This window comes from Geodermatophilus sp. SYSU D00815 (assembly GCF_054050035.1).
Genome location: NZ_JBJGYO010000052.1, coordinates 1 through 11,059, shown reverse-complemented (window position 1 = coordinate 11,059; position 11,059 = coordinate 1). Strand labels below are relative to the sequence as shown.

The 11,059-nt window shown below is 75.1% G+C and carries 12 protein-coding genes; 9 read left to right on the top strand and 3 right to left on the bottom strand.

Annotation, left to right across the window (positions count from 1 at the left end):
* Positions 1-8: 8 nt before the first annotated feature.
* Both ACI78S_RS24850 and ACI78S_RS24845 read right to left on the bottom strand, forming a co-directional pair.
* Positions 9-821 (bottom strand): hypothetical protein, encoded by an 813-nt coding sequence (locus tag ACI78S_RS24850; RefSeq protein WP_456977664.1) that lies wholly within the window; start codon positions 819-821, stop codon positions 9-11.
* On the bottom strand, positions 818-1,546 hold the full coding sequence (locus ACI78S_RS24845) for an alpha/beta hydrolase (RefSeq protein ID WP_456977663.1): 729 nt from the start codon (positions 1,544-1,546) through the stop codon (positions 818-820). The genes ACI78S_RS24850 and ACI78S_RS24845 overlap by 4 nt, the downstream gene beginning before the upstream one ends.
* A 126-nt stretch (positions 1,547-1,672) precedes the next feature.
* Between ACI78S_RS24845 and ACI78S_RS24840 the strand changes: the two genes are divergently transcribed.
* The 9 genes from ACI78S_RS24840 to ACI78S_RS24800 all read left to right on the top strand — a co-directional run bounded on the left by ACI78S_RS24840 (position 1,673) and on the right by ACI78S_RS24800 (position 9,206).
* The gene (locus ACI78S_RS24840; protein WP_456977662.1) at positions 1,673-2,422 is read left to right on the top strand and encodes a winged helix-turn-helix domain-containing protein; all 750 of its coding nucleotides are present in this window, start codon (positions 1,673-1,675) and stop codon (positions 2,420-2,422) included.
* Positions 2,423-2,429: 7 nt separating this feature from the next.
* Entirely contained in the window at positions 2,430-3,368 is a 939-nt protein-coding gene (gene mshD / locus ACI78S_RS24835) for a mycothiol synthase (protein WP_456977665.1), read from the top strand.
* A gap of 206 nt (positions 3,369-3,574) precedes the next feature.
* Positions 3,575-4,690 carry a phosphate ABC transporter substrate-binding protein PstS gene (pstS, locus tag ACI78S_RS24830; RefSeq protein ID WP_456977661.1) on the top strand — a complete coding sequence of 372 codons (1,116 nt, stop codon included), beginning with the start codon at positions 3,575-3,577 and terminating at the stop codon, positions 4,688-4,690.
* 97 nt (positions 4,691-4,787) lie between these two features.
* Positions 4,788-5,732 (top strand): phosphate ABC transporter permease subunit PstC, encoded by a 945-nt coding sequence (gene pstC, locus ACI78S_RS24825; protein WP_456977660.1) that lies wholly within the window; start codon positions 4,788-4,790, stop codon positions 5,730-5,732.
* Between the two features lie 5 nt (positions 5,733-5,737).
* A complete protein-coding gene (gene pstA / locus ACI78S_RS24820) occupies positions 5,738-6,817 on the top strand; it encodes a phosphate ABC transporter permease PstA (RefSeq protein WP_456977659.1) in 1,080 nt (359 codons plus the stop codon).
* 30 nt (positions 6,818-6,847) lie between these two features.
* Positions 6,848-7,627, top strand: coding sequence for a phosphate ABC transporter ATP-binding protein PstB (gene pstB / locus ACI78S_RS24815; protein WP_456977658.1), 780 nt, complete (start codon positions 6,848-6,850; stop codon positions 7,625-7,627).
* Between the two features lie 123 nt (positions 7,628-7,750).
* Entirely contained in the window at positions 7,751-8,101 is a 351-nt protein-coding gene (locus tag ACI78S_RS24810; protein ID WP_456977657.1) for an ArsR/SmtB family transcription factor, read from the top strand.
* Positions 8,038-8,781, top strand: a complete 744-nt coding sequence (locus ACI78S_RS24805; RefSeq protein WP_456977656.1) for an aquaporin — start codon at positions 8,038-8,040, stop codon at positions 8,779-8,781. The genes ACI78S_RS24810 and ACI78S_RS24805 overlap by 64 nt, the downstream gene beginning before the upstream one ends.
* A 14-nt stretch (positions 8,782-8,795) precedes the next feature.
* The gene (locus ACI78S_RS24800; RefSeq protein ID WP_456977655.1) at positions 8,796-9,206 is read left to right on the top strand and encodes an arsenate reductase ArsC; all 411 of its coding nucleotides are present in this window, start codon (positions 8,796-8,798) and stop codon (positions 9,204-9,206) included.
* Positions 9,207-9,210: 4 nt separating this feature from the next.
* Here ACI78S_RS24800 and ACI78S_RS24795 read toward each other — a convergent pair whose 3' ends face one another.
* Positions 9,211-10,797: an LCP family protein gene (locus ACI78S_RS24795; protein WP_456977654.1), complete on the bottom strand. Its 1,587-nt coding sequence runs from the start codon at positions 10,795-10,797 to the stop codon at positions 9,211-9,213.
* Between the last annotated feature and the right edge of the window lie 262 nt (positions 10,798-11,059).

The window sequence follows — 11,059 nt, the reverse complement described above, 5'->3', positions numbered from 1 at the left end:
GTGCCTATTCAGGGGGGGTATGGTGCGGCCAGCCCCACCGCCGCCCGCGCGGGGGGGGCGAGGGGGGCGGGTCGGCGGGTTCGGGGGGGGCGGGGGCCGCGTCCCCCGCCCGCCCCCACCTCGGCCGCCACGTAACTGGCCGCGACCGCGACGAGCGCGGCCACCGCGCCGAGCACCGCGCCGAACGTGCCGGCGGACACGGTGTCGGCCAGCCCGCCGTCGGCGCGGCGGACGACCGCGACCGCCACCGCGGCGCCGACCGCCAGCACCAGGGCGACCAGCCCGCGGGGCACCTCGGGCGCCAGCCGCGGGTGCGGGAGGACCAGGTCGACCAGGTGGCCGACGACCAGCGCGGCGCCGATCACGAGCAGCGCGGACCGCAGCAGCCCCTCCGACGCGCCCGGCCGGCCGATGAGCAGGAGCACCGCGAGCGCCGCGACGGCGCAGACCAGCAGCACCCCGCTCGCCAGGCCGGCCACCACGTCGTGCCGGTCGCGCCGCAGCATCTGTCCGAGCACCACCACGAGGAACGCGGGGCCGAGCACGGCCAGCAGGCCGCCCAGGCCGGGCCGCTCGGGCACCTCGAGCGCCGCGACCGTCCCCGCTGCCGCGGCGAGGCCGATCCCCGCCGTCCCGGCTCCGGCGCCGGTGGCCACCACCCACGCGCCGACGAGGAGGGCCTGGAGCACCAGCACCGCGCCCAGGCGCCCGGCGTCCCCCGCCAGCGCGGCGCCGCCGACCACGAGGGCGACGGCGACGGCCGCCAGCAGCGCGGCGGGGAGGTGGTGGGCGCGGGGCGCCGGCACCGCGACGGAGGTCACCGGTCGATGGTCTCAGACGCCCAGCGCCCGATCCGCTCGACGAGCGGGGCCGACACGCCGCTCTCGGCGTGACCGAAGCCGGGGACGACCCACGCGGTGGCCGTCGGCCCGGCCGCCTGCGCCAGCGTGCGGAAGTGCTCCAGGGGGAAGTACTCGTCGCGGTCGCCGTGCACCAGCAGCAGCGGGGTGGGGGCGATCCGGCTCACCACCTCCAGTGGGGCCGGCGGCGGGGTCAGCCAGGGCTCGCCGAGGCGCAGCCGCACCAGCCGAGCGCCCACCGCCCGGCCCGGCGAGGTCTCCAGCAGCCAGTGGACCCGCCGCATCGGCCGGGTGTCGCGGACGTACCAGCGGCTCACCGCGCTGACGCTCACGACGGCGTCCGGCCGGTGCCGGCCCAGCGCCGCCTGGCGGAGCACCGCTCCCCCGCCCATCGACAGCCCCAGGGTCACCACCGCGTCGGCACCGTCGGCGCGGGCGGCGCCGACCGCGGCGTCGACGTCGGTCATCTCCGGGTCGCCGCCCGCCGCCGAGGCGCCGCCGGACCGGCCGTGACCGCGGAAGTCGAGCGCTCGCACGGTGCCGAAGCGGCGCAGCCACCCGACCAGCCGCACGAACGGCGGGTAGGCGACCGAGTTGGTGAAGCCGTGCGCGACCACGAACGTCAGCGGCCGCCCGGCCGCCCCCGGCGGGGCGGCGGAGGGGACGACGACCCCGCGCAGCGTCACCCCATCGGGTGTGACGACCTCCCAGGCGCCGTTACCTGTCGGTAACCACGAGGTCGACGGCACGTCGGTTATCCTGCGACCTCACGCTCGACAGCGCCGTCGGGGCCTCCCACCCGAGGAGATCGCATGCGACTCGTGCTCATGACGGCGGCGCGCCAGGCCACCACCGAGGTCCTGCCCGCGCTGGGACTGCTCGCCCACCAGGTGCGCGTGGTCGCCCCCGAGCTGTCCAGCCTGCTCGACGGCGACTCCGGCGACGTGGTGCTCGTCGACGCCCGCCACGACCTGATCCAGGCCCGCACGCTGTGCGGTCTGCTCTCCTCCACCGGCGTGGCCTCCGCCCTGGTCGCCGTCCTCTCCGAGGGCGGCCTGGTGGCGCTGTCGGCCGACTGGGGCGTCGACGACGTGCTGCTCGACACCGCCGGCCCGGCCGAGGTCGACGCGCGGCTGAAGTGGGCCACCGCCCGCCGGCTCGCCGCCGCGACGCCGGTCGACGGCCCCGAGGGCGGCGTCACCAAGGCCGGCGACCTGGTCATCGACGAGCACAGCTACTCGGCCAAGCTGCGCGGCCGCCCGCTCGACCTCACGTACAAGGAGTTCGAGCTGCTGAAGTACCTGGCCCAGCACCCCGGCCGGGTGTTCTCCCGCGCCCAGCTGCTGCAGGAGATCTGGGGCTACGACTACTTCGGCGGCACGCGCACCGTCGACGTCCACGTCCGCCGGCTGCGGGCCAAGCTGGGCACCGAGCACGAGGCGCTGATCGGCACCGTGCGCAACGTCGGCTACAAGCTCGACCAGCAGGTGGCCGAGGCCGCCGCCAAGGCGGAGAAGGCCGAGGCGGACAGGGCCGAGCACACCCCCGCACCCCTGGTCTGAGCCGGCCCTGACCTCCACGCCCGCGCTCCGCGACGTCGACCGGCTCGGCCCGGACGACGTCGCCGCCGTCCTCGCGCTGCTCGACGCGGCGCAGGACGCCGACGGGGTCCGCCCGGTGTCGGAGGAGACCGAGCTGCGGCTGCAGCACGGGGGCCCGCCCGGGAGCCGCGACGTGCTCGCCACCGCACCCGACGGCGCCCTGGTGGGCTACGCGCGGATCGAGACCGCCGCCGACGTCGTCGCCGAGCTGGTCGTCGCGCCCGCCGCCCGGCGGCACGGCGTGGGGACGGCGCTGGCGGACCGGCTCGAGCAGCTCGCCGCGGGCCGCTCTCTCGCCGTCTGGGCGCACGGCGACCTGCCGGGCGCCACCGCCCTCGCCGGGCGGCGCGGCTACGGCCGGGCGCGGGTGCTGCTGCAGATGCGCCGCGACCTCGCCGGCGTCGACCCCGACCCGCGCCCCCGGCTGCCCGAGGGCGTGCAGGTGCTGCCGTTCGTCCCCGGGCGCGACGAGGAGGCCTGGCTGCGGGTCAACGCCCGCGCCTTCGCGTGGCACCCCGAGCAGGGCCGGTGGACCGCCGAGGACCTGCGGCTGCGGGAGGCCGAGCCGTGGTTCGACCCGGCCGGGTTCCTGCTGGCCTGGCGCGGCGACCCCGACGACGGCGGCGTCCTGCTGGGCTCGCACTGGACGAAGGTGCACCCGCCCGGGGACGCCGCCGCCGAGGCGGTGGGCGAGATCTACGTGCTCGGCATCGATCCCGACGCCCAGGGGCTGCGCCTGGGCCGTGCGCTGACCGACCTCGGGCTGGCGCACCTGCGCGGCCGCGGTCTGGGGCAGGTCCTCCTGTACACCGAGGAGGACAACACCGCCGCGGTGGCGCTGTACGAGCGCACCGGGTTCCGGCGCTTCTCGGTCGACGTCCTGTGGCGTCGCACCGTGGCGAGTTGAGACCGTTCCGTCATCGGCGGTAGCGGACGCGCCCTCGTTCACGCAGCGGTTGTGATCCCTTTCTCACCCGGTCGGTAAAGGCTCAACGCGCGTTCACCGCTCGTTCACCGAGCGACCCGAATCAGGCCACTTCGGCTGCCTAGCTTCTCGTTCGTTGGTCCAGTGCGCCCGGCTACGACGTCCGGGCCGTTTCGAGAGGCAACGACTTGAAGCTCAGCACCAAGACGCGCGCCATCCCCCTGGCGATGGCGCTCGCCGGCTCCCTCGCGCTCGCCGCGTGCGGCGCGTCCAACGAGACCGGCGGCGACAACGGGGGCGGCGAGGGCGGCAGCAGCGCCGAGCAGCTGAGCGGCACCCTCAACGGTGCGGGGGCGAGCTCGCAGCAGGCCGCGATGCAGGGCTGGACGGCCGGCTTCAGCGCCGAGCAGCCCGACGTGACCGTGAACTACGACCCGGTCGGCTCCGGCGGTGGCCGCGAGCAGTTCACCACCGGCGGCGTGTCCTTCGCCGGCTCCGACGCCCCGCTCGACGACGAGGAGCTCGCGGCGGCCCAGGAGGTCTGCGGCGACGCCGGCGTGTTCGAGCTGCCGAACTACATCTCCGGGATCGCGGTCGTCTACAACCTGCCGGGCGTCGACACCCTGAACCTGTCGCCCGCCACGATCGCCGGCATCTTCACCGGCGCCATCACCACGTGGAACGACCCGGCGATCGCCGCCGACAACCCCGACGCGCAGCTGCCGAGCACGGCGATCACCGCCGTGCACCGCGGTGACGACTCGGGCACGACGACGAACTTCACCGACTACCTGTCGCAGGCCGCGCCCGAGGTGTGGACCTACGAGCCGGACGGCGAGTGGCCGATCGAGGGCGGCGAGGCCGCCAACGGCACCTCCGGCGTGATCAGCGCCGTCCAGGCGGGCGAGGGCGCGATCGGCTACGCCGACGAGAGCCAGGCCGGCGAGCTCGGCGTCGCCGGCATCAAGGTCGGCGAGGAGTTCGTGACCCCGAGCGCCGAGGCGGCCGCCGCGGTGGTCGAGGGCTCCGAGGTGATCTCCGGCCGCGGCGAGTACGACTTCGCCTACGAGATCAACCGCACCACGACGAACCCCGACGAGTACCCGATCGTCCTGGTCAGCTACCACATCGGCTGCGTCCAGTACGAGGACCAGGAGACCGCCGACCTGGTCAAGGCCTTCATGGGCTACGTGATCAGCGAGGACGGCCAGCAGGCCGCGGCCGACCAGGCCGGCTCCTCGCCGATCTCGGAGACCCTGCGCGAGCAGGCCCAGACCGCGGTCGACGCGATCAGCGCCGCCTGACCGTGAGCCCTTCCCGGATGGCCCGGGGCGTCGACCGACGCCCCGGGCCGTTCGGCCGCCCGGAACCCTCATCCACCGCTCGTCGACCGGAGCCGGAGTGACCCTGACCAGCGCCCCCCAGCAGGAGCGACCGAAGCGCTCGGTCCGCCGGCTGGGCGACCGCCTCTTCGCCGGCAGCGCCAGCGGCGCCGGCATCCTGATCCTGCTCGTCCTCGCCGGGGTCGCCGCCTTCCTCATCGCCCAGTCGATCCCCGCGCTGGTCGCCGACCCGAGCGAGCTGCCCGGCGAGCAGAGCGCGCTCGCCTACGTCTGGCCGCTGCTGTTCGGCACGCTCCTCGCCGCGGTCCTCGCGCTGCTCATCGCCACCCCGCTGGCGATCGGCATCGCGCTGTTCATCACCTACTACGCGCCGCGCCGGCTGGCCCAGGCGCTGGGCTACGTCGTGGACCTGCTCGCGGCGATCCCGAGCATCGTCTTCGGGTTCTGGGGCATCGCGTGGCTGGCCCCGAAGCTCGTCCCGATGTACGAGTGGCTCGAGCGCAACCTCGGGTTCATCCCGCTGTTCGCCGGTCCGGCGTCGGCGACCGGTCGCACGATGTTCACCACCGGCATCGTGCTGGCGGTCATGATCCTGCCGATCATCAGCGCCATCTCCCGCGAGGTCTTCAGCCAGGCGCCCGCCCTGCACCGCGAGGCCGCCCTCGCCCTCGGCGCCACCCGCTGGGAGATGATCCGCATCGCCGTGCTGCCCTACGGCCGCTCCGGTGTCATCGGCGGCGCGATGCTCGGCCTGGGCCGCGCCCTGGGCGAGACGCTGGCCGTCGCGATCGTGCTGTCGGCGTCCGGCATCGTCACGTTCAACCTGATCAGCAGCACCAACCCGTCGACGATCGCGGCCAACATCGCGCTGAACTTCCCCGAGGCCAGCGGCCTCGACGTGAACACGCTGATCGTGAGCGGTCTGGCGCTGTTCGTCATCACCTTCGCGGTCAACTTCTTCGCCCGGGCGATCGTCAACCGCCGGGCCGACTTCTCGGAGTGAATCGGATGAGCACCCCGACCCGGACCCCGGAGGCCCCCGCCCCGGTCGTCTCCCCGCCCGGGGGCGGCCACCGGCCGCTCCCGCGCCGGTTCGCCCCCGGCGTGTTCGGCGGGCTGGCCGTCGTCGCGGTCCTGCTCCTGGTCGTCACCGACCTGAACGTCGTGCTCCTGACGCTGGCCGTCGGGGTCCTCGGCACCGCGGTCGTCGTCGGCACCTCGCGGGTGCGCGAGGGATCGCGCAAGGCCACCGACCGGTTCGTCACCAGCCTGGTCTACAGCGCCTTCCTCGTCGCCATGGTCCCGCTGGTGAGCCTCCTCTGGGAGGTCGTCAGCAAGGGCGCCGCCCGGCTCGACGGCGAGTTCTTCGGCTCGTCGATGGTGGGCGTCGTCGGCCCCGGCGGTGGCGCCTACCACGCCATCTTCGGCACGCTGATCATCACCGCGATCACCGCGCTGATGTCGGTGCCGATCGGCCTGATGACCGCGATCTACCTCGTCGAGTACGGCCGCGGCCGGCTGAAGAAGTGGATCACCTTCCTGGTCGACGTCATGACCGGCATCCCGTCGATCGTCGCCGGGCTCTTCGCCTACGCGCTGTTCGTGATCTTCTTCGGCCCGGGCGTGCGCATGGGCTTCGCCGGCGCGGTCGCCCTGTCGGTGCTGATGATCCCGGTCGTGGTGCGCTCGTCCGAGGAGGTCCTGAAGCTCGTGCCCAACGAGCTGCGCGAGGCCTCCTACGCTCTGGGCGTGCCGAAGTGGCGCACGATCGTCAAGGTCGTCCTGCCCACCGCGCTCGCCGGGCTCGGCACCGCGGTGACGCTGGCGATCGCCCGCGTCATCGGCGAGACCGCCCCGCTGCTGGTCACCGTCGGCCTCACCAACGCGTCGAACTTCGATCCGTTCGACGGCCGCATGGCCACCCTGCCCGTCTACGCGTACTACCAGCTGACCCAGCCCGGGGTGCCGCCGGAGAACGGCATCAACCGCGCCTGGACCGCGGCGCTCGTGCTGATCGTGATCGTGCTGATCCTGAACCTCGTGGCCCGGCTGATCAGCCGCGTCTTCGCCCCCAAGACCGGTCGCTGACCGGCCCACCCACCGACTCGGGAGATCCTCGTGGCCAAGCGCATCGACGTCTCGGACCTGAACATCTACTACGGCAACTTCCTCGCGGTGGAGGGCGTGAACGTCTCCATCGAGCCGCGCGCCGTCACGGCGCTGATCGGCCCGTCGGGCTGCGGCAAGTCGACCTTCCTGCGCTCGCTCAACCGGATGCACGAGGTGATCCCGGGCGCCCGCGTCGAGGGCAAGGTCGTGATGGACGGCCAGGACCTCTACGCCGCCGACACCGACCCGGTGGACGTCCGCCGGCAGATCGGCATGGTCTTCCAGCGGCCCAACCCCTTCCCGACGATGTCGATCTACGACAACGTGATCGCCGGCGTCCGGCTCAACAGCAAGAAGATGCGCAAGGCCGAGCTCGACGAGCTGGTCGAGAAGTCGCTGCGCGGCGCCAACCTCTGGGACGAGGTCAAGGACCGCCTCGACCGCCCCGGCGCCGGCCTCTCCGGCGGCCAGCAGCAGCGCCTGTGCATCGCCCGCGCCATCGCCGTCGAGCCGGACGTGCTGCTGATGGACGAGCCCTGCTCGGCCCTGGACCCGATCTCCACGCTGGCGATCGAGGACCTGATGACCGAGCTCAAGGAGCAGTTCACCATCGTGATCGTCACGCACAACATGCAGCAGGCGGCGCGGGTGAGCCAGCACACCGGGTTCTTCAACCTCAACGGCGTGGGGCAGCCGGGCCGGCTGATCGAGTTCAACCCGACCGAGAAGATCTTCACCAACCCGGAGGAGAAGGCCACCGAGGACTACATCTCGGGCCGCTTCGGGTGAGCGGACCACGCCGCACGACGACCGGCGCCGTCCCACCGGGGACGGCGCCGGTCGTCGTTCGCGGAGCACCCGCTTGACCCGTCCTCCGGCAGGCGCTCTCATCAGTCCGTGCTGACATCAGCCGTGACTGACGAGTTGCTGCGCGCGCTGGGCGATCCCACGCGACGGCGGGTCGTCGAGCTCCTGGCGGGCGAGCAGCTGTGCGTCTGCCACCTGGTGGAGAGCACGGGGGCGACCCAGACGAACCTGTCCAACCACCTGCGCGTGCTGCGCGAGCTCGGGATCGTGGAGCCCGAGCCGGCCGGACGGTTCACGTACTACCGGCTCCGCCCCGAGGTCCTCGAGGCGGTGTCCGCGCACTACGCGCAGCTGGCCGCTCGCGCCCGCCGTGCGACGGGGGTGAAGCGGCCGTGCGGCTGGACCTGCTCGCCCGCCAGGCGCTGGCCGAGTTCCTCGGCTCCGCCGGGCTGGTGACCGTCGTCATCGGCTCCGGCATCGCCGCCCAGCGGCTGTCCCCCACCGACCCCGGCCTGCAGCTCCTCGAGAACGCGCTCGTCACCGGCGCCGGTCTGGTGGCGCTGATCCTCGCCTTCGGCCCCGTCTCGGGCGGCCACTTCAACCCCGTGGTGACCCTGGCCGACCGGGTCCTCGGCGGGGTGGGCACCCGGCAGGTGCTGGCCTACGTGCCCGCCCAGCTCGCCGGCGGGGTCCTCGGCGCCGTGACGGCGAACCTCATGTTCGGGCTGCCGGCGGTGCGCATCGCCACCACCGACCGGTCCGGCGGCGGGCTCTGGTTGTCGGAGGCGCTCGCCACGTTGGGGCTCGTGCTCCTCGTCTTCGGGCTGGTCCGGGCCGGCCGCGCGTCGCTGTCGCCCTTCGCGGTGGGCGCGTACATCTCCGCGGCCTACTTCTGGTCGTCGTCGACCAGCTTCGCCAACCCCATGATCGACGTCGCCCGCATGCTGTCGGACACGTTCGCCGGCATCGCCCCGGGCTCCGTCCCCGCGTTCGTGCTCGCGCAGGTGGTGGGCGGTGCCGTCGCCGTCGCCGTCGTCGCGGTGCTGCACCCCCGCGCGAGCGACCTGGCCGGCGCGGCCGTCGTCCCGCACGACGGCCGCGCGCCGACCGACGACCGGGCAGCGGCCCGGCCGTGACCGGAAGGATCCCCGTGACCGACCGCCCGACCGTCCTCTACGCCTGCATCCACAACTCGGGGCGCTCCGTCGCCGCCGAGGTGCTCACCCGCCACCACGCCGGCGACGCCGTCGCCGTGCGCTCCGCCGGCTCGGAGCCGGGTGCCGGGGTCAACCCGGTCGTCGCCCGGGTGCTCGCCGAGCGCGGCCTGCCGGTGTCCGGCCACGCGCCCACCCGGCTCGACGCCGACCTGGTGCGGCAGGCCGACGTCGTCGTCACGATGGGGTGCGGCGAGACCTGCCCGGTGTTCCCCGGCAAGCGCTACGAGGACTGGACGGTGGACGACCCCGCGGGCCAGGACCTGGAGACCGTGCGGCGCATCGTCGACGACGTGGACGCCCGCGTCCGGCGGCTGCTCGCGGAGCTGGTCCCCCCGGCGCGCTGACCGGTCAGGTGCAGGCCGGCGCCGTCCGCTCCGGGGACGGCGCGGCCGCCGTCTCGGCGGCCGGCGTGCCGGCCGCCGACGCGGGCGCCACCGCGGCCGGGTCGGGCAGGGTCACCGGCACGACGGTCGAGTAGTTGGGCCCGAGCACCAGCTGGACCGCGTCGCCGATGCTGTCGCTGGGCTGCAGGACCGCCCCCGGCACCGCTGCGGCGACCGTGCGGGCCCGCTCCAGCGCAGCCGGGCCGTAGCGGACGAGGGTCTCGTTCACGGTGCCCGGCTCGTTGCCCACCGCCCCGACGCCGAAGCCCTGGGTCCGCAGCAGGTCGCCCACCTGGGCCGCCAGACCCGGGGTGCCGGTGCCGTTGAGGACGTCGACGGTGACGGTCGCCGGCGCCGCGGTGAGCGGTTCCGGCCCGGCCGGGGCCGGCGGCGCCTCCACCTCGGCGGAGGCGCCGGGCTCCGCCGCCGGCGCCTGCTCCGCGGCCGGCGCGGCGGCGGTGAACTCCTCCGGGAGCTGCGTGCGGTCGATGACGGCGTCGAAGAGCGTGCGCGTGCCGGCGCCGTCGAGCAGGACGTACGCCTGCTCGGTGCCGGCCGGGACGTAGCCGACGCTGCTCACCGGCAGCCCGGCACCCTGCACCGAGCCGTCGGGCAGGTCGCCCAGGGTGCCGGCCAGCCCCCGCAGGTCGCCCAGGGTGGTGGCCTCGTCGACGGTGAGCGCGTCGGCCGCCCGGGAGAGGAACCGGGTGAGCGTGACCGTGTCGACGAGCGTTCCGCCCGACATCGCGCCGCGCAGGGTGGCGGTCAGCAGCACCTGGGCCCGCTCGGCCACCGCGGCGCCGGTGACGTCGGAGCCCGCGTCGCCCGGGCGCAGGTAGGCCGCGGCCTGCTCGCCGGTGAGCTCGTGCGCCCCCGCGGGCAGCGGCCCGGCCGCCGCCGCGGCCGCTCCGGAGGCGGGCACGCAGACCGAGATCCCGCCGAGGGCGTCGACCATGCCCGGCAGCTGCGACAGGTCGACCGCCAGGTAGTGGTCCACCCGCAGGCCGGAGAGCTGCTGCACGGCGCGGACCAGGCACGCGGGCCCGCCGTCGAGCAGGGACGAGGCGAAGGCCTCGGAGGTCGGCTGGCGCAGCTCGCCGTCGGACGTGCGGCAGGCGGGGGTGTCGACGTACGCGGTCGGCGGGACGCTGACCAGCACGGCCCGCTGGTCCTCCTCCGAGACCGAGGCGAGCAGCGTGGCGACCGAGGCCGGCCCCTCCTGCCCCGGCACGCCGTGGCCGACCACGAGGTAGGTCTCGGTGTCGGCCTGCAGCTGCGGGGCGAGCACCTCCGGGCCGTCGGTGGCCAGCGCGTCCACCCGGCCGATGCTGCGGTCGACGTAGAAGTACAGCCCCAGGTGGTACAGGGCGACCAGCGAGACGACGGCGAGCAGCACGAGGACGACGCGGGTGAGCCGCCGTCGGCCCGCGGTCGCGGTGGCGCGCTGCCGCGCCCGGTGGGCGAAGCCGGCGACCGGCCGCTCCTCGTCCGCGGCGGCGGGCCGCTTGCCGGGGATCGGCGGCAGCGGCGCGACGGGACGCGAGGGGCGCACCCCGAGTTCGGCGTCGGGGGGCGGGAAGGCGGCCGGCCGCGCGCCGGCGCCCGGAAGTGGCGGGACCGGCACCGAGGGCAGGGGTGGGACCGGCACCGAGGGGCGCGGCCGGGCGTCGGGCACCGAGGGGCGCGGCCGGGCGTCGGGCACCGGGGGGGGGGGGGGGGGGGGGGGGGGGGGGGGGGGGGGGGGGGGGGGGGGGGGGGGGGGGGGGGGGGGGGGGGGGGGGGGGGGGGGGGGGGGCGCGGGGGGCTGGGGTCCG